Annotated in this window: 23 protein-coding genes and 1 tRNA gene; 21 read left to right on the top strand and 3 right to left on the bottom strand. The window is 63.1% G+C overall.

The window, feature by feature from the left end:
- Positions 1-123 precede the first annotated feature (123 nt).
- From K0O64_RS27810 to K0O64_RS27790, 5 genes are read left to right on the top strand one after another with little or no spacing between them, the layout of a single operon-like run.
- Positions 124-1,077, top strand: a complete 954-nt coding sequence (locus tag K0O64_RS27810; protein WP_071948696.1) for an ABC transporter substrate-binding protein — start codon at positions 124-126, stop codon at positions 1,075-1,077.
- Positions 1,078-2,175, top strand: a complete 1,098-nt coding sequence (locus K0O64_RS27805; RefSeq protein WP_071948697.1) for an ABC transporter ATP-binding protein — start codon at positions 1,078-1,080, stop codon at positions 2,173-2,175.
- Positions 2,172-2,816, top strand: coding sequence for an ABC transporter permease (locus tag K0O64_RS27800; RefSeq protein WP_096312507.1), 645 nt, complete (start codon positions 2,172-2,174; stop codon positions 2,814-2,816). Before K0O64_RS27805 ends, K0O64_RS27800 begins: the two co-directional genes overlap by 4 nt.
- On the top strand, positions 2,813-3,601 hold the full coding sequence (locus K0O64_RS27795; protein ID WP_071948699.1) for an ABC transporter permease: 789 nt from the start codon (positions 2,813-2,815) through the stop codon (positions 3,599-3,601). Before K0O64_RS27800 ends, K0O64_RS27795 begins: the two co-directional genes overlap by 4 nt.
- Positions 3,598-4,200 (top strand): putative glycolipid-binding domain-containing protein, encoded by a 603-nt coding sequence (locus K0O64_RS27790; protein ID WP_071948700.1) that lies wholly within the window; start codon positions 3,598-3,600, stop codon positions 4,198-4,200. Before K0O64_RS27795 ends, K0O64_RS27790 begins: the two co-directional genes overlap by 4 nt.
- On the opposite strand, the gene K0O64_RS27785 is transcribed toward K0O64_RS27790, so the two are convergent.
- The gene (locus tag K0O64_RS27785; RefSeq protein ID WP_230986063.1) at positions 4,163-5,107 is read right to left on the bottom strand and encodes a prephenate dehydrogenase; all 945 of its coding nucleotides are present in this window, start codon (positions 5,105-5,107) and stop codon (positions 4,163-4,165) included. The genes K0O64_RS27790 and K0O64_RS27785 overlap by 38 nt on opposite strands.
- A 96-nt stretch (positions 5,108-5,203) precedes the next feature.
- Between K0O64_RS27785 and K0O64_RS27780 the strand changes: the two genes are divergently transcribed.
- The 9 genes from K0O64_RS27780 (at position 5,204) to K0O64_RS27740 (ending at position 13,358) form a co-directional block, all read left to right on the top strand.
- Positions 5,204-5,722, top strand: a complete 519-nt coding sequence (locus K0O64_RS27780) for a tRNA adenosine deaminase-associated protein (protein ID WP_071948702.1) — start codon at positions 5,204-5,206, stop codon at positions 5,720-5,722.
- Positions 5,719-6,180: a nucleoside deaminase gene (locus K0O64_RS27775; RefSeq protein ID WP_071948703.1), complete on the top strand. Its 462-nt coding sequence runs from the start codon at positions 5,719-5,721 to the stop codon at positions 6,178-6,180. The genes K0O64_RS27780 and K0O64_RS27775 overlap by 4 nt, the downstream gene beginning before the upstream one ends.
- Before the next feature lie 28 nt (positions 6,181-6,208).
- Positions 6,209-6,299, top strand: a tRNA-Ser gene (locus K0O64_RS27770).
- A 1,302-nt stretch (positions 6,300-7,601) separates the two neighbouring features.
- Entirely contained in the window at positions 7,602-8,345 is a 744-nt protein-coding gene (locus K0O64_RS27765; protein WP_071948705.1) for an SDR family NAD(P)-dependent oxidoreductase, read from the top strand.
- Positions 8,346-8,476: 131 nt separating this feature from the next.
- A protein-coding gene (locus K0O64_RS27760) for an IS3 family transposase (RefSeq protein WP_096310927.1) occupies positions 8,477-9,615 on the top strand; the annotation gives its coding sequence in 2 pieces (ribosomal slippage) (positions 8,477-8,747 and positions 8,747-9,615; 1,140 coding nt in all).
- Positions 9,616-9,927: 312 nt separating this feature from the next.
- The gene (locus tag K0O64_RS27755; RefSeq protein ID WP_225933560.1) at positions 9,928-11,160 is read left to right on the top strand and encodes an aromatic ring-hydroxylating dioxygenase subunit alpha; all 1,233 of its coding nucleotides are present in this window, start codon (positions 9,928-9,930) and stop codon (positions 11,158-11,160) included.
- A complete protein-coding gene (locus K0O64_RS27750; RefSeq protein WP_096312503.1) occupies positions 11,157-11,669 on the top strand; it encodes a 3-methyl-2-oxobutanoate hydroxymethyltransferase in 513 nt (170 codons plus the stop codon). Before K0O64_RS27755 ends, K0O64_RS27750 begins: the two co-directional genes overlap by 4 nt.
- 10 nt (positions 11,670-11,679) lie before the next feature.
- Positions 11,680-12,501 carry a 3-methyl-2-oxobutanoate hydroxymethyltransferase gene (locus tag K0O64_RS27745; RefSeq protein ID WP_096312502.1) on the top strand — a complete coding sequence of 274 codons (822 nt, stop codon included), beginning with the start codon at positions 11,680-11,682 and terminating at the stop codon, positions 12,499-12,501.
- Entirely contained in the window at positions 12,498-13,358 is an 861-nt protein-coding gene (locus K0O64_RS27740; RefSeq protein WP_071948709.1) for an alpha/beta fold hydrolase, read from the top strand. The genes K0O64_RS27745 and K0O64_RS27740 overlap by 4 nt, the downstream gene beginning before the upstream one ends.
- Here K0O64_RS27740 and K0O64_RS27735 read toward each other — a convergent pair.
- Complete coding sequence (locus K0O64_RS27735) at positions 13,344-14,090, bottom strand: FadR/GntR family transcriptional regulator (protein ID WP_071948710.1); 747 nt, start codon at positions 14,088-14,090, stop codon at positions 13,344-13,346. The two genes, K0O64_RS27740 and K0O64_RS27735, sit on opposite strands and share 15 nt — an antisense overlap.
- Before the next feature lie 354 nt (positions 14,091-14,444).
- Between K0O64_RS27735 and K0O64_RS27730 the strand changes: the two genes are divergently transcribed.
- Both K0O64_RS27730 and K0O64_RS27725 read left to right on the top strand, forming a co-directional pair.
- On the top strand, positions 14,445-14,768 hold the full coding sequence (locus K0O64_RS27730) for a 2Fe-2S iron-sulfur cluster-binding protein (protein WP_071948711.1): 324 nt from the start codon (positions 14,445-14,447) through the stop codon (positions 14,766-14,768).
- Between the two features lie 44 nt (positions 14,769-14,812).
- Entirely contained in the window at positions 14,813-16,045 is a 1,233-nt protein-coding gene (locus tag K0O64_RS27725) for an NAD(P)/FAD-dependent oxidoreductase (RefSeq protein WP_230986062.1), read from the top strand.
- On the opposite strand, the gene K0O64_RS27720 is transcribed toward K0O64_RS27725, so the two are convergent.
- Positions 16,020-16,943 (bottom strand): ABC transporter substrate-binding protein, encoded by a 924-nt coding sequence (locus tag K0O64_RS27720; protein ID WP_220045875.1) that lies wholly within the window; start codon positions 16,941-16,943, stop codon positions 16,020-16,022. The two genes, K0O64_RS27725 and K0O64_RS27720, sit on opposite strands and share 26 nt — an antisense overlap.
- A 163-nt stretch (positions 16,944-17,106) precedes the next feature.
- Here K0O64_RS27720 and K0O64_RS27715 point away from each other — a divergent pair, with 163 nt between their 5' ends.
- From K0O64_RS27715 to K0O64_RS27695, 5 genes are all read left to right on the top strand, one after another.
- A complete protein-coding gene (locus tag K0O64_RS27715; protein WP_071948714.1) occupies positions 17,107-18,231 on the top strand; it encodes a zinc-dependent alcohol dehydrogenase in 1,125 nt (374 codons plus the stop codon).
- Positions 18,232-18,233: 2 nt separating this feature from the next.
- Positions 18,234-18,926 (top strand): 4-carboxy-4-hydroxy-2-oxoadipate aldolase/oxaloacetate decarboxylase, encoded by a 693-nt coding sequence (locus K0O64_RS27710; protein ID WP_071948715.1) that lies wholly within the window; start codon positions 18,234-18,236, stop codon positions 18,924-18,926.
- The gene (locus K0O64_RS27705) at positions 18,923-19,987 is read left to right on the top strand and encodes an amidohydrolase family protein (protein ID WP_220045874.1); all 1,065 of its coding nucleotides are present in this window, start codon (positions 18,923-18,925) and stop codon (positions 19,985-19,987) included. The genes K0O64_RS27710 and K0O64_RS27705 overlap by 4 nt, the downstream gene beginning before the upstream one ends.
- Before the next feature lie 73 nt (positions 19,988-20,060).
- The gene (locus tag K0O64_RS27700; protein ID WP_083542804.1) at positions 20,061-21,272 is read left to right on the top strand and encodes a cytochrome P450; all 1,212 of its coding nucleotides are present in this window, start codon (positions 20,061-20,063) and stop codon (positions 21,270-21,272) included.
- Positions 21,269-22,690, top strand: coding sequence for an aldehyde dehydrogenase family protein (locus K0O64_RS27695; protein WP_071948717.1), 1,422 nt, complete (start codon positions 21,269-21,271; stop codon positions 22,688-22,690). Before K0O64_RS27700 ends, K0O64_RS27695 begins: the two co-directional genes overlap by 4 nt.
- Positions 22,691-22,740 lie beyond the last annotated feature (50 nt).

The raw sequence follows: 22,740 nt of genomic DNA, 5'->3' as shown, positions 1-22,740 counted from the left end.
TCGTGCCGTGCGGAAACAATGCCGTGATGACAAAACGCTGACGTTCGCCCTGATGTAAACCTCGGCGCGTGCCGGAAAGTCCGGTTACTGTCGGAAAAAAAGGGGCCGGGTGAAAGGACGCGCATGAATGCGTCGCGGGGCAGGAAGCGACTGTGGTGTGCGGCGATACTGTTCACCCTCGTGCTGCCGGTGGTGGCCGCCTGTGGCAGCGCCAATCCTCTTGGCGGCGGATCGGCGTCGGGTGATCTGAAGAATCTGGTGGTCGGCTCGGCCGACTTCCCGGAGTCGAAAATCATCGCCGAGATCTACGCGCAGGCGTTGGAGGCCAACGGCTTCACGGTCGGCCGGCAGTTCGGCATCGGGAGTCGGGAGACCTACATCCCGGCGGTGCGCGACCACTCGATCGATCTGGTGCCCGAATACACCGGAAACCTGTTGCAGTACTTCGACTCCAAGACCACGGTGACCACACCGGATCAGGTGGAGCTGGCGTTGTTCCGGGTGTTGCCCGGCGACTTGTCGATTCTGACTCCCTCTCCGGCCAACGACACCGACACCGTCGCGGTATCCGAAGCCACCGCACAGAAGTGGAATCTCAAGACCATCGGCGATCTCGCCGCCCATTCCCCTGAGGTCAAGTTCGGTGCCCCGTCGGAATTCCTCAACCGCACCGAGGGGCTGCCGGGACTGAAAGCCAAGTACGGCCTGGACATCCGGCCCGACAACTTCGTCGCGATCAGTGACGGCGGCGGCCCGGCGACGGTACGTGCGCTGACCGACGGCACCGTCACCGCCGCGGACATTTTCAGCACCTCGCCGGCCATTCCGCAGAACAAGCTGGTGGTATTGGAGGACCCCAAGAACAACTTTCTGGCCGCCAACGTCGTGCCGCTGGTCAGTTCGCAGAAGAAGTCCGACGAACTCAAGACGGTGTTGGATGCGGTGTCGGCCAAGCTGAGTACTCAGGCTCTCATCGATCTCAACACCGCCGTATCGGGAAACTCCGGCGTCGACCCCGACGAGGCAGCGCGAAAGTGGATACGTGACAACGGTTTCGACAAACCGATCGGGAAATAGATGATCACCTTCGACCATGTCACCAAGACCTATCCGGATGGAACCGTCGCCGTCGACGACCTGAGCATGGAGGTGCCGACCGGCACACTGACCGTCTTCGTCGGTCCCTCGGGCTGCGGTAAGACCACGTCGATGCGCATGATCAACCGGATGATCGAGCCGAGTTACGGCACGATCACGGTCGACGGCCGCGACATCGCCGGCGTCAACCCAGTCAAGCTGCGACTCGGGATCGGTTACGTCATCCAGAGCGGCGGACTGATGCCGCACCAGCGGGTGGTCGACAACGTGGCGACGGTGCCGGTACTCAAGGGCGAGTCGCGGCGGACCGCGCGCAAGGCCGCCTATACGGTGCTGGAGCGGGTGGGCCTGGATCCCAAACTCGGTGATCGCTATCCCGCGCAGCTGTCCGGCGGCCAGCAGCAGCGCGTCGGCGTCGCCCGTGCGCTGGCCGCCGATCCGCCGGTGCTGTTGATGGACGAACCGTTTTCGGCCGTCGACCCGGTGGTGCGCGATGAGTTGCAAGCCGAAATCCTCCGGCTCCAAGGCGAATTGCAGAAAACCATCGTATTCGTGACCCACGACATCGACGAAGCGATCAAACTGGGTGACCGGGTCGCGGTGTTCGGGCCCGGCGGCACCCTGCAGCAGTACGATGCCCCGGCCCGGTTGTTGTCCAATCCCGCAAACGAATTCGTGTCCGGTTTCATCGGCGCCGACCGCGGCTACCGGGGTCTGCAGTTCTGGCAGGCAGCGGGGTTGCCGCTGCACGACATACAGACTGTCAAGGAAGCCGACATCGATGCGCTGACCCTCGGACCGGGTGACTGGCGGCTGGTGACCCGCGACGACGGCCGACCCTACGCCTGGCTCGACGCGGACGGGGTCGAGCTGCACCGGGGCGGAAGCTCGTTGTACGACAGCACGATTGCGGGTGGCTCGCTGTTCGGCCCGGGCGGCACCCTGCGCCTGGCTCTGGATGCGTCGCTATCCTCACCGGCCGGGCTCGGTGTGGCCGTCGACGACGACGGGCAGGTCGTCGGCGGGGTGAAGGCCGACGACGTGCTCGATGCGTTGGAGGCCCAACGCAAGTCATGAACTACCTGCTGACCCATCTCGACAAAGCGTGGGCGCTGACCGTGATCCATCTTCGGCTCTCGCTGGTTCCGGTGGTCCTCGGTCTGGTGATCGCGGTGCCGCTGGGCGCCTACGTGTGGCGCACCACCGTGTTGCGCCGACTGACCACGGTGACGGCCAGCATCATCTTCACGATTCCGTCGCTGGCGCTGTTCGTGGTGCTGCCCCTGATCATCCCGACCCGAATCCTCGACGAGGCCAACGTCATCGTCGCGCTCACCCTTTACACCACCGCACTGTTGGTGCGGGCGGTGCCCGAAGCCCTTGATGCGGTGCCCGCCCAGGTACGCGACGCCGCCACCGCCGTCGGCTACACCCGCGTGTCGCGGATGCTCAAAGTCGAACTCCCGCTGTCGATTCCGGTTCTCATCGCCGGGTTGCGGGTGGTCGCGGTGACCAACATCTCGATGGTGTCGGTGGGTTCGGTCATCGGAATCGGCGGCCTAGGAACCTGGTTCACCGAGGGCTACCAGTCCGACAAGAGCGACCAGATCGTCGCGGGCATCATCGCGATCTTCCTGCTGGCGATCGTCATCGACGTGCTGATCCTGCTGGCCGGCAAGCTGATCACCCCGTGGGCCCGGGTGAAGGTGGGCTCATGAACTTCCTGCATCAGGCGTTGGCCTACATCTTCACCGGCGCCAACTGGGGTGGTCGGGCCGGTCTCGGGGTTCGCATTCTGGAACACCTGCAGTACACCGCCGTGGCCGTCGTCGTGTCCGCACTCATCGCCATCCCGCTCGGGTTGCTCATCGGACACACCGGGCGCGGCACCTTCCTGGTGGTCACCGGCGTCAACGCCTTGCGGGCGCTGCCCACGCTCGGCGTGCTGCTGCTCGGGGTGTTGCTGTGGGGGTTGGGGCTGCTGCCACCGACCGTCGCGCTCATGCTGCTGGGAATCCCGCCGCTACTGGCCGGGACCTACGCCGGCATCGCCAATGTGGACCCGGCGGTGAAAGATGCCGCCCGGTCGATGGGCATGACCGAGGCGAGGGTTTTGCTGCGCGTCGAAGTGCCCAATGCGCTGCCGCTGATTCTGGGCGGGTTGCGCACCGCGACCCTGCAGGTGGTGGCGACGGCAACGGTTGCCGCCTACGCCAGCCTCGGCGGATTGGGCCGGTATTTGATCGACGGCATCAAGATCCGCCAGTTCTACCTCGCGCTGGTCGGTGCGCTGCTGGTGACGGTGCTGGCGCTGGTGCTCGACGGGTTGCTCGCCCTGGCGGTGTGGGCCTCGGTGCCGGGCACCGGCCGCTTCCGGCGGATGCCGCAACCGCTGCTCGACGACGAGGTGAGTTTCGATGCGCACGTACCCGCATCACAGATGAGCCGCACTTCCCGACCTGGTTACGAACGGGGTGGCCCGTCGCATACGGTAGACGGGTGAGTGCAGCCAACGACGCGACCGAAAGCGCCTGGCCGGCGATCCTGACCTGGCGCGCGCACGATGATTCGCGGATGGAATCGGCCCGGGTCCAGCTATCGGGCAATCGCATCAAGGCCTACGGCCGCATCGTGGCCGCCGCCGCCGCGACCAACCCGGCCTTCAGCGCGTCCTATGACTTGGTGACCGACGAAACCGGCGCGACAAAACGGCTGTCCATGAGCGTCACCCTCGCCGAGCGTGATCGGCAACTGTCGATCGCCCGCGACGAGGAAGGCATGTGGCTCATCACCGATCATCAGGGCCAGTCGAGGGGTGCCTACGAGGGCGCACTCGACGTCGACGTGGTCTTCAGCCCGTTCTTCAACGCGCTGCCGATCCGGCGCACCGGACTGCATCAGCGCGTCGATTCGGTGACTCTGCCAGTGGTGTACGTGAGTTTGCCCGACCTGACCGTGAAGCAGGCGACGATCAGCTACGGCAGTTCCGGCCCCAACAGCGGAGACGGCATCAAGCTGCACTCGCCGGTCGCCGACACCACGATCACCGTCGACTCCGACGGATTCATCGTCGACTACCCAGGACTGGCAGAGCGGATCTGATCACGCCGCCGGCGCGACCGGCGGCCGCGAGTTCCGAGCGCCAGTCCTCCTCACCGATCGCGATGGTGACGATCTGCGGGCGCGAGAAGCTGTCGTAGCGAGCCCGGGCGGCATGGCCGGCCTCGACGAGTTCGGCCACCGAGCCCTTCTCGGCCAGCGATTCCCGAGCCTGGTTCAGCAGTTCGAGCGCGCGATCCAGGGCAGGCAGCAGCTGGTCGGCGTTCGCCTCGCACATGGCCCGCACCAGATCCGGCGCGGTGGCGGCGACGCGAGTGCCATCCCGGAAGGAGCCGGCCGCCAAGGCGAAAGCCAGCGGCACCTCGCCGGCCGTCTCGGCCAGCGCCTCGGCGAGCAGGTGCGGCAGGTGCGAAATGCTGGCCGCCGCCGCGTCGTGCTCGTCGGACTTGGCGGGAACCACGACAGCGTGGCAGTCCAAAGCCAGGTTCATCACCTGCTCCCACACCCGGGCGTCGACGTGCTCGTCGACGGTGAGAACCCATGGCGCACCGACGAACAGGCGCGCATTGCCGGCACTCCAACCCGAGTGGGCGGTGCCGGCCATCGGATGGCCCCCGACATAGCGGTCGAGCAGGCCGGCCTTGCGCACGGCGTCGAGCACAGCGCCCTTGACGCTGATGACATCGGTGAGCGGGCACTCGCCGGCGACATCCTTGATGTGGCCCAGCAACAACGACACCGCGGGCATCGGCACGGCAAGCACGATCAGCGCCTCGCGTTCGGCGGCCCAGTCCAAGGCCTCGGTGAGGTCGGTGCTGGCGGAGAAGCCGTCGAACCGGGCGGCTTGGGCGCCCTCGACGGACCGGTTGTAACCGAATGCTTCACGTCCGGCTGCGACCGCCGCGCGCAACACCGAGCCGCCGATGAGCCCGAGCCCGAGTACACACACGGGTGTCTTTGTCACCTGTCCAGGTTGGCATATCGCCGCGACGGAACAGACGGGTACCTGGTCAAAAGGCCTGATCAGCGACTAGCGTATGCGCCCATGGAGGCACAGCGCGCCCAGAACAGCCCCGGGTCGGAGGCCCCGGACGGCTTCGGGGTGGCCGTCGTCCGCGAGGATGGCAAGTGGCGTTGCTCGGCCATGAGTGCGAAGGTGCTGACCAGCTTGACCGCCGCCGAGACCGAGTTGCGGGAGTTGCGCAGTGCCGGCGCCGTGTTCGGATTGCTGGACATCGACGACGAGTTCTTTCTGATCGTGCGGCCGGCCCCGGCTGGCACTCGATTGCTGTTGTCGGACGCGACTGCGGCGCTGGACTACGACATTGCTGCCGAGGCGCTGGAGACCCTGGACGCCGATATCTCACCGGACGATCTCGAGGACGCCGACCCCTTCGAGGAGGGCGACCTGGGTGTGCTGGCCGACATCGGGCTGCCCGAGCCGGTGCTGAGCGTGATCCTCGACGAGACCGATCTGTATGCCGATGAGCAGCTCGGCCGGATCGCGCGCGAGATGGGGTTCGCCGACGAACTTTCAGCAGTGCTCGACCGTCTCGATCGGTGACGGTCGATTCTGAGCTGATTCGCGCGGCTCTCGATGCTGCCCGTTTGGCCGGGCCAGACGATGTACCGATCGGTGCGGTGGTGTTCGGGCCGGACGGTGGTGAGCTGGCCCGCGCGGCCAACGCCCGTGAGCAGCTCGGCGATCCGACCGCGCACGCCGAGATCCTGGCGTTGCGGGCCGCCGCCCAGGTGTACGGCGACGGCTGGCGATTAGAGGGGACCACGCTCGCGGTGACGGTCGAGCCATGCACGATGTGCGCGGGCGCCCTGGTGATGGCGCGGGTATCGCGGGTGGTGTTCGGTGCGTGGGAGCCGAAAACTGGTGCGGCAGGATCACTTTGGGATGTGGTGCGGGACCGGCGGCTGACGCATCGTCCGGAGGTCCGCGGGGGAGTGCTGGCCGAGGAGTGCGCGGCGTTACTCGAGGGCTTTTTTGCTCGTCAGCGCGATTTGGGTTAGCCAGGCCGCGGGACGTAAGCTCTTCGGCGGTGGCGTGTCCGAGCGGCCTAAGGAGCACGCCTCGAAAGCGTGTGACGGGTAACCCCCGTCCGAGGGTTCAAATCCCTCCGCCACCGCCATCCAGTGCCAGCCTGTCATCGCAGGTTGCGCACGGTATTCCGGTTCACACCACCCGATCGGGCGCGAACTGGTACGCCTCGACTATCAAGTCGGTGCTTGAAAGCCAAGATGCGATCGCTCAGTCCGTAGAAGCCTAAGCACACGTGGCCGGCATGTGCTCCGTACAGCGCCGGCGAGGAATGCACGGCAACGGTCGCCTTCTGGAACGGTATCCTGCCTCAAGCGGAGGCGGTAGGTCAGACGGATTGTCCTTTTTCACAACGTCTTTCGGTGACAATTCGCTGGTTCGCGGCTTCTCGTGCTCGCGTCCTGCTGCATTTTTCGGCGTACATACGGCCTCCAGGCTCGACGCAGCATCGCCGAGGTCGGAGTCGAACAGGTCCGCGCATACATCGAGGATCACCTCTCCGCTGCGGTGGCCCAGCATGCGCTGTGAGGCAGAAACGTTGGCTCCGCCTGACACCGCAACGAGGCACAAGTGTGCCGCGATGCGGTGACCCGACGACGAGCGGCTGCGGTGCGGGTTAAACCGTGCCGACCCCGCGGCGGTGGGCAGTACCTGCTCAACGAGAGTCGACATGCCGATGCCGATTTTCACGGGGGCCGATCGAGGTAAGCCTCCGTGTCGTTGGTGCTGAGCATCATGATGACAAGGTGTCGATGTCATACCTGCATTGCCAGTCCCTGATCGAGGGATCCATGAATTCGTCGATGCTTGGTGGATACTTCAGTGTGTCGTGCATTGGGCGCGTTGACATTTGAGCCTGATCAAACGCGGCACCCGAGTGCTTGCGGGTTCGGCCAGAGTTGGCCTCTATTGACCAGGGAGATACCCACTGCTACCTTAACAGAGTTGAGTTCTGCTTACCGGAAACACTTCGGTAGTTTAAATGAATGGCCCTGATCAAGTTCTATGCAGACCGGCAACGGCGCCAGGGATAAGCAAACTGCCGTCGCTGCGCCGGATGTGTTGATTTGAATGAGGCTGCGATCGTTCTCGTGCTTCGCGACGAGAACGAGAACTCCGAGCGTCAGCACGTCGACGAGTCTGCGCGAAGCTTGAAGGTTGCAGCGCCTCGGCTCGAGAAGATGTCCGCGGCTGACCACTAATACGCATCGGAACCCTCGGGGAGACATAGGAAGTGAAGAAGAAGGGACTTGCGTGCAGCAGGGCATCAGTGGTGAGGAAGACAGGGCCTTGCTCGGAGAAGCGGTTGTTCTGCGTGACGGCCGCTACGCGTCTAGCCTGACGGACCTCACCAGTGCCGACCCGTCCCGCCATTCGCCTCTGATCCGCTGCTGTGGCTGACCGAGACCCGTTCGCCATCGCCGGCAACGTCATCGTGGTAACCGGCGGGGCCAGTGGCATAGGCGATGAGGTGGTTGCGGATCTGGTGGACGCTGGCGCCAACGTGGTGGTGGCCGACCTCGCGCCACCGCCTGGCCGGCCGACGGTGATCTATCACCATGTCGACGTCACCTACGAAGACGCGCTGGCAGACCTGGTCAAAGACACCGTGGGGCGTTTCGGCCAGGTAGACGGCTTGGTCAATTGCGCTGCGATGTATAAGACGCTTGGCGCCAAGAAGACCTTGGAAGAGTTGACCGTCCACGAATGGGACGATGTCCTACGCATCAATGTGCGGGGTACGTGGCAAGCGATGAAAGCGATTCTGCCGGCGGTGCCGCCGCAGGGTGGTCGCATTGTGAACGTTTCCTCGACGACCGCGCGGACGGGAACGCTCGGTTTTCCGCACTACATCGCCTCCAAGGCTGCGGTCGAGGGTCTTACCCGCGCTGCGGCCCGAGAACTGGGCGCGCGCGGAATCACAGTCAACGCAGTTGCTCCGGGCCTTGTGGATGACGATGCCACAAACGAACTCAACGATCCCGACTACGTCGCGCAGGCGGTCAACCGCCGGTCGATCAAGCGGACGCTCCTACCAGCGGATGTCGCGTCCGTGGTGCGGTTCCTCTGCAGCGGCGGCAGCGGGTTCATCACCGGTCAAGTTCTGATCGTTGATGGCGGAGGAGTTTTTGTGTGAGTCTCGCCCATCCCTTGACGTCTTGACGACATGAGTCGCGTCGATCCTCTCTGAGGTGAGCCCGTCGTAGTGGTCCAGTCGTTGTGGGACTCTGTTGCCCGAGTGCTCGGGCAGGAAGAATCGACGACGGCATGGCATCGAACAAGCGCCGGCGGCATACGCCGGATCAGATCATCCGCAAGCTGGCCGAGGGCAACAAGCTGCTCGCGTCGGGTCAGGAGCTGGCTGAGGTGTGCCGGCATCTGGAGGTCGCGGAATCGACGTGGCATCGCTGGGTGGCCCAGTACGGCGGCATGAAGGCCAACGACGCCAAGCGGCTCAAGGAACTCGAGGCCGAGAACGCCCGCCTGAAGAAGCTGGTCGCCAACCAGGCCCTCGACATCGACATGCTCAAGGAGATCTCGGCGGGAAACTTCTGACCCCGAACCGCAAACGCAACGCTGTGACAGCGCTGCGTGAGCGGTTCGGGGTGTCCGAACGGCGTGCCTGTGCGGTCGTCGGGTTGCACCGTTCCACGATGCGCCTGACCCCGGCATCGGTCACCACCGAAGAGACCGAGCTGCGGGCCTGGCTGCGCCGGTTCTCCACCGACCGGCCGCGCTGGGGGTGGCGCCGGGCGGCGAAGATGGCGCGCCGTGCTGGCTGGAAGGTCAACAACAAACGAATTCGCAGGCTGTGGCGCGAGGAGGGCCTGCGGGTGCCGCAACGGCGCCGCAAGAAGCGCCTGACCGGGGTCGGTGTTGTCGTGGGCGCGATGTCCCCGATCCGTCCGAATGTGATCTGGGCGATGGACTTTCAGTTTGATACCACCGCTGACGGGCGCACGATCAAACTGCTCAACGTCATCGACGAGTTCACCCGCGAAGCCCTCGAAATCGAGGTCGATCGATCCATCGATGCCGATGGCGTGGTCGCTGTGCTGGACCGTCTGGCCCTCATGCATGGGGCCCCGCACTACGTGCGGTTCGACAACGGTCCCGAGTTCGTCGCGCACGCCGTGGCCGATTGGTGCCGATTCAACAGTGCCGGTTCACTTTTCATCGATCCCGGATCACCGTGGCAGAACGCTTTCATCGAATCGTTCAACGGGCGCCTGCGCGATGAACTGCTCAACGCATGGCGCTTCGACTCGCTGCTCGAGGCCAGGGTGATCATCGAGGACTGGCGCCGTGATTACAACGCTAACCGACCCCACACCGCCCACGGCGAACTCACCCCGAACGAGTTTGCCCTACAGTGGGCCACGACCCATCAACCCCAAGTTGCATAGCGACTGGACCACCAAACGGGTCCCCCTCATCTCCACGGCGCAAGTCTGCGTTTACCCACACCGCTGACGGCAGAGTCCGGTCTGCGTGTCCGTGTCAGTCCTTGCGGGGACGACCCGTGCAACGACGTGCGACTCCGATAACGCGTATGACATGTTGCGTGGCGGCTGGTTGCTCCTTAAGGGCTAATGGTATTACAATTAGGTCGATGCAAATGTGCGCCACCGCCTGATGGTGGGAGAGGATTAGCTGAGTTAACATTGCTACGCGCAGAGATCAACGAACTCTTGACGAGAACCGGGCCGGGAACGCCGATGGGTGAGTTGTTCCGCCAGTACTGGATTCCAGCCTTGCTTGCCGAGGAGCTGCCGGAGGATGATTGCCCACCGGTACGCGTGAAGCTGCTGAACGAGCGAATGATCGCTTTTCGAGACAGCTACGGAAACTTTGGTTTGATCGATGAGTTCTGCGCGCACCGTGGCGCATCACTGTGGTTTGGCCGTAACGAAGAGGGCGGTCTGCGATGTCCCTACCATGGCTGGAAGTACGACGTCACGGGACAAGCCGTCGAGGTGCCGTCCGAGCCTGAGGGGTCTACGTTCTGCGCGCACGTCAAACTCGCGTCCTACCCGCTGATCAAGATCGGGGACGTGCTGTGGACCTACATGGGTGACCCCGCGAACCAGCCGCCGCTACCGGAGTTCGAATTTGCTCTCGTGCCGGCCGATCAGACGTTCACGTCCAAACGATGGCAGGAATGCAACTGGCTGCAAGCCTTCGAGGGCGGCATCGATTCCAGTCATGTGTCGTTCCTGCACTCCGGGGGGCTGAAGTCCGACCCGCTGTTCAAAGGCAGCAAGGGTAACGAGTACAACATGGCGGACCTCAAGCCGTTCTTCGAGGTCGCGGAATCCGAGGGTGGTTTGTTCGTTGGCGCCCGCCGCAACGCAGACGCCGACAACTACTACTGGCGCATCACGCCGTGGGTGATGCCGTGCTTCACAATGGTGCCGCCACGAGGGGATCATCCCGTCCACGGTCACTTTTGGATTCCCATCGACGATGAGAACTGTTGGGCGTACTCATTTGACTACCACCCTGTAAGACCGTTGACTTCGCACGAAGTACAGGCGATGAAGGACGGGCACGGGGTGCATAGTGCAAACATCCCTGGGACGTACCGCCCGCAGGCGAACAAGGACAACGACTATCTGATGGATCGTGCGGCGCAGAAGCGCGGTGACACATACTCTGGAGTGCGGGGTATCGCGATCCAAGACTCGTCGCTGCAGGAGAGTATGGGGCCGATTGCCGATCGGACCAAGGAGAGGTTGGTGTCCGCCGACAGCGGAATTATCAAAGCGCGGCAGAAGTTGAAGCGGGCGGCTGAAGCCTTGCGCGACAGGGGTATGACTCCGCCAGGTGTCGACCCTGAACATCATCGTGTTCGCTCTGCCGCCGTCGTGCTCTCGCGTGACGCATCGTTCAGCGAGGTGTGCCGAGAAGATCTCAAGGTGCGCGAAGGCGTGCGGCAGACATCGGTATGACCAGTCCACTCCAGCCGATTCTCGAGAGTAGTTGTGCACGTGCGACATCTGCCGCCGAGATGCGATACCGGATTAACCGTCCGATCGCCGAGCGGAAGGGCGTGCGCGTCATTGCGCTCGACGACGGCGCGCGAGCGATCATCGAGTGGCTTTCACCTCAGCCTCGGGGACATACACGCTTCCTGTCAGTAGCCGAACTAGAAGCGGATGCGGGGGAACGGGGTTCGGTTTCGCTGCGCGACACCGACGGCACTGTCTCCAGCCTCACGGATGAACTCGCCGAAGCCGATGTCGTCGTCATCGTCGCCACCACCGATGCGGATGCCGCTGCCACGAGCATCATCGGTGCGGCGAGCACGCTTCGCGCAATCATGACCGCGGCTGTCGTCGTCGGAGAAGGTGCGGCGGCGAGTCAGACGGTAGCCGTGCTGCGACCTCATGCGCGCTCGCTCGTCGTCAGCGTTCATGAAGAGGACGTTTCAGATCTGCTTACAGCGCTGCGAGCTTGAAGGATCCGCCGTGGGCACTCAGGTGAGACTCGCTGACCTGCAGAATATGAAGCTGCTTGGGCAGAAGATCGTCGGCGTGGTGGCATGGGATTACCAGATGGCACGGATAGTCGATTGTGCCGGCGTCGACTTGGTGTCGGTGGGTGACACCGTGGGAATCAACCTGTGGGGTCAGCCGAATCCGCTAGAAATCACCATGGATCAGATGGTCGTGGTGTGTCAGGCAGTGCGCCGCGGTGTTCGGCGCGCCTTGCTGTCCTGTGATTTCCCGTTCGGTCCGCTGCAGGAGGGGCGAAGAAGTGCTGTGCGCGCGGCAATCCGTCTCGCCAAGGAAGCCGGCGTCGACATGGTGAAACTCGACGGTGCAGCCGACCAGCTAGATGCCGTGACCGCAGTGACGCGTGCAGGGATTCCCGTGTTCGCTCAGTTCGGGATCACACCGCAGAATTCGCTCAAGTACGGTGTCACGTATAGCTCCATGCCGAGCGCCGAGGATGCGGTTCCAGACGAACTTCTCGATGAGATGGTGCGCGAGGCCCGTCGTCTCGCTGATGCGGGCGCGGTGTTGCTGAACTTCACGAATTCGGGACCCGTCGTTGGAGCGGCAGTGGCCGAGGCAGTGCCCATCCCGGTGCTCGGTGGATTCGGAGGCGGCCCGTGGCTGGATGGCCGAATCCGGATGGCCACGGCCGCTATCGGTTACGGCGCCGATGGTCTCGACAGCCCACCGGATACCTATGCCAACGTCGCCCAGATCGCATTCGACGCCATCACGGCGTATGCAGATGACGTGCGGGCTGCTCGCCAGATCAAGGGTGGTCTGCGACGTTGAGCACTTCTTCAGCGACGATCGATGGCATTGAAACCCGTTACGCGGTAGAGGGTTCCGGCCCACCGCTACTGATGTTCTCACCTGGCGGCTTCGGCGCCTCCATGGAGGCGTGGGAGAAGCACGGTCTCTATCGTCGAACGCGGATGCTGTCACAGTTGCAGGGGCAGTTTCAATGCATCACATTCGACAAGCGTGAGGCCGGCAAGTCTGGCGGGCGGGTCGAGCGTATCTCATGGGCTGATTACGTAAGACAGGGTGTCGGCCTGTTGGACCACCTCGGTCTCGCCCGTGCACACGTCATGGGTGCCTGCGTTGGCTGTTCGATCGCGGCGTGCATGGCGAGCACTCATCGCGAGCGCGTTGCGGGGATGGTGCTGTATTCGCCGGCTGGCGGCGTACGGTACCGACGAAAGCAGCTCGAACGGTTCCGCACCCACCTTGCCTATGCCGCGGAGCATGGTCTGGCCGGTGTTGTCGACCTTGCGGCCACGACCAACGACGACTTCTCCACAGACGCAAGACTGGGTCCGTGGGTCAGCGTTTTGCGCTCCGACCCTGAGTTCGGCGCAGAATACCGCGATCTCGACAGCCTCCGGTACCAGATCACTGTCGCGGCGATGGCGGCTCTGTTGTTCGACCGTGACACCGTGCCTGGTCCTGAGCCCGATGACCTACTGGTATCGGAGGTGCCAGCGCTCATCGTGCCGGGTGAAGATGCATCGCATACGCAGGCGGCTGCGCGTTATCTACAGGAGTGCCTTCCCGTTAACGAGTATTGGGACGTTTCGGTCACAGCCCAGACCGCCGAAACTGCACCGGCGCGGGTGATGGGCTTCCTGGAGTCAGTCGCCCTTTGAGACGTGCCTTGCCGTTCGGCCGATATGGGTAAGCATCAAGGACGTCGCTTTGTCGACATCGCGCTTCTTGATCGCCGCCACAAACTGGCGATGCTCTCGGATGCCTCGGATACCCATCTCCGGGTGTGACTGCTGGACGTGGCGCATCGAGAGCAAGGTGGGTCCGTGAAAGGATTCGGCCAGCATCGCGATTGCCTTGTTATGGGTGGCCTGCGCGACGCGTGTATGGAACTCCGCCGACAATTCCATCGGATAGAAGCCTTCTTTCAAAGCCGCATCGCCCCGGTCGCAGATCTCTGTCAGTTCGTCGATGTCCTGTTCTGTCGCACGCTCGCACACGAGCGGGATTATTCCGATCTCGAAGACCTGCCGCGCTTCGGTCACCTCCTTATCGGTCAGGCCCGATAAGCTGAGTAGATCCTCGATACCTTCACCCACACGTTTGCTCGTCGGCGCCGTCACGAACGCGCCGCCGCGGGCGCCGACCTTGATGCGCACCATCCCATTGGCCTCCAGGCCACGCAGTGCTTCGCGCACCGTAACCCGGCTCACCCCGAACTTCTCACCGAGTTCACGTTCGGCAGGCAGGCGGTCGCCGGGCCGCAGCTGACCTTCCCGAATCAACACACGAATCTGATCGACGATCATCTCCGAGGCCCGGCCTGGGTTGACCCGGCTGAACATCGGATCAGCCATCGGTGGGGTCGCCGAGGCACTCTTGAACGAAGCCATGGACCAATGATAAGGCCAAGAGCCCCGGCCGGTAGAGCCCCCGTCCGCGCCTTGAGCACCTGCGTTGCGTAAAGTCTCAGAGGTAGATGCCTGCTCGTTTTAACGGCGCCAGCTTATTGTCGAGGTCGTAACCTAGCGGCGCTGCGGTCGGTATGCCCAGGCCACGTACCTGCGCGAACGTCATCTATTCCACGAGCGTACGAAGCAGTCACAATCAATTGCCGTGTGCGACAACTAATGTGACCGGCTGACTCGTGCGATCCATTCCTATAGCGGAGTTCCAATATCAAACCCGGCATGGTGATCCCACGTTAAGGTACAATGGTTAGTCCTTAAAACCGTCTGGAGTACTACATGCCGAAGGTTGTCTTTATCGGTCTTGACGGCGCGCAGCGCGTGGTGGAGGTGGATGCCGGCGACTCGGTCATGGCCGCCGCGGTACGCAATGGCGTCCCCGGCATCGTGGGCGAGTGCGGCGGAAACTGCAGCTGCGCCACCTGCCACGTCTATATCGATGCTGAGTTCGCCGCCGAAGTCGGTGGGCCTGGGGAAATGGAAGATGACCTGCTCGAACTCGGTGCTGCCGCTGAGCGGCGTGAGACCAGCCGATTGTCTTGTCAGATCACGATGATCGAGTCGCTCGACGGCCTGATCGTTCACGTCCCCGAGGAGCAGTGAGGGTGAGCGCAGGGACGTTAATCGTCGGTGCGAGTCAAGCGGGAATGCAGCTGGCCCTTTCGCTTCGCGATGCAGGAGAACGCGGACCAATAACATTGGTTGGTGACGAACCGTACGCGCCTTACCAACGGCCCCCGTTGTCGAAGTGCTACTTGCAGGGCGACATCAGCTTCGAACAGCTGCTACTCCGCGCCCAGGAGTATCTGGCGAACCGCGACATTTCGGTACTCACGGGTGAGCTTGTCGATTGGGTGCAACTCGAGGGGGAGGGGCCGTCAGGAGTCGCGCTCACGGCGTCAGGCGAAACGCTGTCGTTCGACAAGTTGGCGTTGACCGTTGGCGCCAGTCCACGACGACTGGCCGTGCCGGGTGCCAATCTCGACGGGGTGGTGTACCTCCGCACAGCGGATGACGCCGCGAAGCTGCGCCAGCTCCAGCACGAAGCAGAATCCGTCGTCGTGGTCGGCGGCGGGTTCATCGGACTCGAAGCCGCGGCGGTCGCGCGCAAACAAGGTAAGACGGTCACCCTGGTTGAGGCCACCGATCGGTTGATGGGCCGAGCCGTTGCACCCGTGGTTTCCGACTTTTACCTCGATGCGCACGCGCGTCGCGGTGTCACCACACGTCTGAACGCGGAGGTAGTGGCACTGACCGGCCGGGATACCCGCGTGCAATGGGTGGAATTGTCCGACGGCAGCAGTCTTCCCGCCGATCTTGTGATCATCGGCATCGGAGTGGTGCCACGAACCGAACTCGCGCACCAACTGGATCTTGTTTGTGACGGTGGGATTGTCGTCGACCGCTTCGCACGTACCAGTAATCCGAATGTCGTCTCGGCGGGCGATTGCACGGTCCAACCCGATTGGCGTACGGGCAGCGGCAAAGTGCGCCTGGAGTCGGTTCAAAACGCCATAAATCAGGCCAAAGCGGCTGCCTCGACATTGGCGGGCGGTGTGGAGTCGGAGCTGCCGGTGCCGTGGTTCTGGTCCGATCAGTTCGATCTCAAGCTTCAGATCGCCGGCCTGTGGACGGGACACGACTACTACGTGGTTCGCGGCTTTCCTCAACGTGAGTCATTCTCCGTGCTCTATTACCATGACGACGATTTGATGGCGGTCGACTCCGTCAACGCGCCGAGTGACTACATGGCGGTACGTAAGGCGCTCACCCAAGGATCCACAATCCGGGCAGAGGATGCTTGCGATGTCTCGGTCTCGCTCCGCGAACTGATCCGTCCCTTATCTGGGGATATTAGACGAAGACGTCATCGATTTTGATCGGTCGGGTCAATATGTGTTGCTCCAGTGCGAATTTCAACAGTTGCTCGAGTATCGGCCGGTTGAGCTCGACACCATATGGCAGCGGATCCGCGCCCGTCGTCTTCATCACGGCTGCGTACATCCGATCGGCTAGGTCGGCCACCTGTCCGCTGGCGAGCTGAGCGACATACCGCTCCTTGGCTTCGCTGAAAGCTGTGTACACCGCAGCGGCAGCGTCCGGGTAGCGCTGCAGCACTTCGTCCTTGAGGACGATGAGGTGGTTGATGGGGTAGAACGCACGATCACGCAATGCGCTGATTGCGGCCCCGCGGGGGTCGCGGATCAACGGTGCCACATCAGGATGGTCGACGTCGACTCCGATGACCGCGTCGATTTCGCCTGCGATCAACATATCGGCCAGGTCTGCGCCGGGGCCGACGGAGACCACGTTGGGCGGTGGGACGTAAGACTCCACGTGTTCGTCGCCCGATAACAGCCACGTCACGCGATCGAGGTCGACGTCGTATTCGGAGGCGAGAATGCCGCGGGCCCACACACCGGTGGTAACGGTGTACCCCCGATTGACCCCGACCCGCCGACCTTCGAGGTCCTTCGGGTGCCGGATCGTCGAGTGGCGGTTGTACTGGATGGCCCCGTGGTGGAACCCCCGCACGAGGAAGATCGGTAAGGCGGTGAAGGCGACACCGTGTTCGCGTGCCGTCAGGTACGTCGTAAGCGCCATCTCGCTGACGTCGAACTCTAGGTGCCGAACCATTCGGCGGAACCCCTTGACCAATGAGGGTATCTCCTGGAACTGCAGCTGAAAACCTGCGGGAGATACCAAGCCCTCCTTGAGTGCCTGGTTGGCCCCTTGAGAGCGCGTCAGCGTGGTCAGCACGCGGCGGCTGTCGGGCATGGGTCTCCGGTTCTGGTGGGGCGGGCCGCGCTTGGTGAATTGGCATGACCATTGTGCCATAGCCGCTGCGGGCCCTGAGACGTCATGGGTGACCCTGGTAAGCGGTACTTCCCAATGGTAAATTGGCATTACCATTGGGCCAAAGTCGATTGCGAGGGATGAGTTGGTCGATCGCGTACTGGCTGCTGTACGCACGGCGCCGAACACGACCGAGTTGCGGGAGTTGCCTTGGCCCGAACTGTCCGATGATTCCGCGCTTCTGAAAGTCGAGGTCGCAGGGATCTGCGGCACGGATGTCAAGATGTACTCCAAACCGCCGTTCGACGAACCGGTGATCATGGGGCACGAGAACGTCGGCACCATTGCCGCGGTCGGGGAGAAATTCACCCGGTTGCATGGCGTGGGTGAAGGCGATCGAATCTTCGTCGAGCATTACGTTGGTTGCTACAAATGTGAATGGTGCCGTATCGGCGAATACCGACACTGCGAGGCAACCGACTGGCGCACTAACGCCGACGCGCGCAGGTACGGTTACACCTCAGCCAACAACCCCGGAACGCTGTGGGGTGGCTTCTCGGAATACATGTACTTGCCCTGGAATGCTGTGGTACACAAGGTGCCCGACAGTGTCGATGCTGAACTGGCCGGTCTCGTAACTCCCTTGTCGAACGGCATCGAGTGGGCACTGATCGCCGCAGGTGTTGGTTACGCCGACACTGTCCTGATTCAAGGACCGGGCCAGCAGGGACTGTCGCAAGTCGTGGCTTGCAAGCAAGCCGGCGCGTCCCAGATCATCGTTACGGGCGCAACGCGGGACAAAGCTCGCCTGGACCTCGCGCTGCAACTCGGCGCGGACGAAGTGATCGACATCGACGCCGAAGCTCCTTACGACCGGATCATGGATCTGACTGACGGCCGTGGCGTCGACTTCGTGCTCGACTGCACTTCGCGGGCTGGTGTTGCACCGGTTTTGCTTGGCATCGACGCCTTGAAACGCCGTGAGGGCACGTTGCTGATTCAGGGTGAACTCTCCGCGTTCCCCGATTTCCCGGTGAAGAAGCTCACCGAGAAGGCCATCACTATCAAGAGCGCACGCGGCCATAGTTACCGCGCGTGTGAGCTCGCGCTCGAACAGCTTGCGTCGCGCAGGTTCCCGCTGGAGCGGCTGTCTACGCACAAATTCCCGCTCAATCAGGTGGACAGGGCTATCAGAGCACTGGCCGGCGACACGGAGGACGCCGACGTCATCCATATTTCGCTGATGCCTTGGCTGGGGAAGGAGCCCTGACCGTGTCCGTCGTCGTTCGCAATCCACCTCGCGCCCATCCCGCGGTGCGGGAGGAACTTGCCCAGTTCGGCGTTGCGACCATCCATGAAGCGCAGGGCCGCACCGGGCTGCTCGCTGCGTACATGACGCCGATCTACACCGGCGCACGGGTCTGCGGATCGGCGGTGACTGTCAGTGTGCCGCCAGATGACAACTGGATGATCCATGTGGCGGTGGAGCAATGTCAGGCAGGTGATGTCCTGGTGGTCGCTCCCGAAGAGCCCTCGGAGTGTGGGTATTTCGGTGAATTGCTGGCCACGGCACTCGCGGCGCGTGGTGTGGGCGGTCTGGTGATCGACGCCGGATGCCGGGACGTCACCGAACTCGCCGCCATGAAGTTCCCGGTCTGGTCGAAATGTGTCTCAGCACAGGGCACGGTCAAGAAACGTCTTGGCTCGGTCAATATTGGGATCACCTGTGCCGGCGCCTGGGTCGAACCGGGTGACATCGTGGTCGGCGATGACGACGGGGTCGTCGTCGTCCCCCGCGCGGAGGCCGCTGCCGTCGCAGCGGCATCCAAGCTGCGCGAGACCAAGGAAGCTGAGAACCAGAAGCGTTACATGCGTGGTGAACTGAGCCTCGATGTCAACAACATGCGTGCCGACCTTGTCCGCGCGGGGCTGCGCTACGTCGACTACAAGGATGCCGTGCGGTGATCATCGACATCCATGGTCACTACACCACCGCGCCACCAGCGCATCAGGCGTTTCGCGACCAACAGCTCGCGGCGTTGGAGGACCCGAGCGCGCCCGCACCGGCAGCGCCGAGGATCGGTGACGACGAGCTCCGAGAGAGCGTCGAGAACAACCAGCTGCGCGTGCTTCGCGAGCGGGGTGGTGATTTAATGCTTTTATCCCCGAGAGCTTCCGGGATGGAGCACCATGTAGCGGACCAGGCCACTGCCACCGCGTGGGCCCGCGCGTCCAACGACCTGGTCCACCGTGTGGCCCAGCTGTATCCCGACGCTTTCGCGCCAGTGGCTCAGCTGCCGCAGACACCTAGTGGAGATCTGCGTCCCGTGGTCGACGAGCTACGACGTTGCTTGGATGAACTCGGTTTCGTCGCGTGCAACGTCAACCCGGACCCAACGGCCGGGTACTGGACCACGCCCCCGATGACGGACGAATACTGGTACCCGCTGTACGAGGCCATGATCGACTTGGAAGTGCCTGCGATGCTTCATGTCTCTACCTCGTGTAATCCAAACTTCCACACTCTGGGCGCGCACTATCTCAATGCTGACACGAGCGTCTTCATGCAGTTCGTACAGTCCGACTTGTTCCAGCGGTACCCAAAGTTGACCTTTGTGATCCCGCATGGAGGCGGCGCCGTCCCGTACCACTGGGGCCGTTACCGCGGCTTGGCCGCTCGGCTGGGCAGGCCAGACCCAAGCGAACTCCTGCGAAATGTATTCTTCGACACCTGCGTCTATCACCAGGCCGGAATCGACCTGCTGCACCGAGTGATCGGTCCGGCGAACCTGCTCTTCGCATCCGAAATGCTCGGCGCGGTTCGTGGAGCCGACCCGGACACCGGAGTCGCATGGGACGACACGCTGGTCTACATCAACAAGCTCGGTCTGGGCGAGGAAGATCACCACGCGGTGGTCCAGGGGAATGCGCGCCGGGTGTATCCCCGGCTGGACCGGTATTTGGCCAGTAGGAAACCCGCCGGCAACGAATCCGCCGCCGTCGACGTCGACGTCCGTTTCGGATGAGGTGGCAAGTGTCACGTAGAAGTCTCGCAGCGCAAGCGGGCACAACCAACGAATAGAGGGAGGCCGAGACTCGGTGAGCACGATCCCAGAGTTCGACGTCGACATCTTTTCCGACGAGGTGTTGCGGGATCCGTTCCCCACGTACGCCCGCATGCGGGAGCTGGGGCCGGTCGTCCGTCTGACCGTGAATGGCGTGCTCGCGGTGGCGCGGTATGCCGAAGTGCGTGCAGTTTTGATGGACCACACGCGATTCATATCCGGCAAAGGTGTCGGCTTCAACAATCAGTTCAACGAGGTCCGTAAACACAGCGTCATCGCGTCTGACTCGCCACGCCACGACATGCTGCGCGGTGTTCTTCAGGATCGGCTCGGGCCCCGTTCGATTCGCAATGTGGAGAGGGTCATTCGACCCAGAGCTCAATCGCTCGTCGACGAGATGACCAGAAGAGGATCCTTCGACGCGGTGATCGACTTCGGTCAGGTCTTTCCCGTCGAGGTTGTCGGAGAGCTGATCGGGCTCCCCGTTGATGCTCGATCGGAGTTGCTGCGCTGGGCCAACGGTGCCTTCAACGCCTTTGGACCGCCGGGCGATCGCACGTCGGCGGGCCTGGCCGACATCGCCGAGCAGTTCGAGTACATCCGCACCGTCGCAACGAGGGACCAACTGGCGCCGGGCAGCATGGGGGCCGCGGTATACGAAGCGGCCGACGCCGGGATCATCCCCGAGGAGTACTGCCTGCACCTACTTTCGGCGTATCTCACGGCGGGGATGGACACGACCGTCAACGCGCTCGGGGCGATGGTATGGCTGCTCGGTTCACATCCCGAGCAGTGGCAGGAGCTTCGCAGGTTGCCCCACCGGGTCAACGCTGTGGTGAATGAGGTGTTGAGGATCGAAGCACCTGCGCAGCTCTTCTCCCGTGTCGCAGCGGTGGACGCCGACGTGAGCGGGATCGAGATCGCCGCGGGCGAGCGGGTAGCTGTCATCTATGGCAGCGCCAATCGCGATGAGCGCCAGTATCCCGACCCAGACAAATTCGACATTCACCGAAACGCCGCGGGCCATCTGACCTTTGGAACCGGTCTTCATGCCTGCGCGGGCCAGGTGTTGGCCCGGATCGAGCTCCAGGCAGTGTTGGAATCGATGATCGAGCGCGTCGAGACGCTCACAGTTGGAGAGCCCACCCGCAAGCTAAACAACGTGTTGCGTGGATTCTCGCATATTCCTGCAACTTTCACGCCCGCTCCGGTCAAGGATCCAGTCCTTTCCGGAGAAACGGCGTGATCGGCAGGCGCCACAGCCATATCTATGTCGATGGTGTCTGGCGGAAGGCCGATTCCGATGCCATCATCGACCTCACCGATCCGGCCACCGAGGATTGGGTCGGCAGCGTCCCCGACGGGAACAGCGCGGACGTAGCGTCGGCGGCGATCGCGGCACGCGCCGCGCTGCCGGCGTGGGCCGAAGCGCCGCCCAACGATCGTGCAACCCTGATCGCCGCGCTGGCCGACGGTTTCGATGAACGGCGCGAGGAGATCGCGCGCCTCGTCACGGCCCAGAATGGAGCCGTCATCTCGAGGTCGCGTCGTACCAATGGCACTCGTCCCATAGCTCTCTACCGCCGCTATGCCGAGGAAGCCGGATCCTTCGAGCCCGAAGTCGCCAGTGCCGACGGGAAAGGCATTGTCAGACGTGAACCGGTAGGCGTCGTCGGGATCATCATCCCGTGGAATGCGCCACAGTCCTTACTTGCCCACAAGCTGGCTCCGGCTCTAGCCGCAGGGTGCACGGTCGTTGTGAAACCTGCGCAGGAAACATCTTTGGACTCATTGCTCATCGGGGAGCTCGCTGCTGCAGTCGGCTTTCCTCCCGGTGTGATCAACGTCGTCACCGGTGGCCGCCTTACCGGGGCCGCAGTGGTAGACGATCCGAACATAGACATGGTGTCCTTCACCGGTTCCACGGGTGCCGGTCGCGCAATCGCCTCGCGTGCAGGCCATCTCTTGAAGCCGGTCATAGCGGAGTTGGGCGGAAAGTCGGCGGCCGTGCTGCTCGACGATGCAGACCTCGAGCTCTTCTCCGACAACTTGGTCACCACCTGCCTGCCGAATACGGGTCAGGTCTGCTACTCATGCACGCGTGTCATCGCACCTCGCACACGCTTCGGGGATGTGCTCGACGTCGTCACATCATCCTTGGCCAGTGCGCAGGTAGGTGACCCGCTGGATCCAAAGACAGTCTTCGGTCCGCTTGTCAGCGCGGCGCAGCGCGCACGTGTCGAGGACTACATCGACTCGGCTCGTGCCGAAGGAGCTCGGGTGATCCTCGGAGGTGGCCGTCCGTCCAACCCGACCGGTTTCTATGTCGAGCCCACGGTGATCGTCGACGTCGACCGTACGATGCGCGTGTTCCGCGAAGAGATATTCGGACCCGTGCTGGTCGTAGTTCCTCATGGCGGAGATGAGGACGCAACTCACGTGGCCAATGATTCGTCCTATGGGCTAGGCGGCGCGGTGTTCAGTCGTGACGTCGAGCGTGCGACGGCGGTGGCGCGCAATATGCAGACCGCCCGCATTTCGATCAACGCGCGGGACCACGGTGTCTCCGACCCAGCCGATGGATACAAAGACAGCGGAGTCGGCGGCTCGCTCGATATTTCCTCCCACCTTCGACTCAAGTCCATTGCGCGAGTGGTGAACTGAGATGGCCCTCGTTTACTTCCTCACTTCTACTCGTACTAATTTGTCTGGCG

The organism is Mycolicibacterium pallens, assembly GCF_019456675.1.
Classification (GTDB): Bacteria; Actinomycetota; Actinomycetes; order Mycobacteriales; family Mycobacteriaceae; genus Mycobacterium; species Mycobacterium crocinum.
Note: the sequence above shows the minus strand (reverse complement) of the source record. Positions and strands in the feature narration are given on the sequence as shown.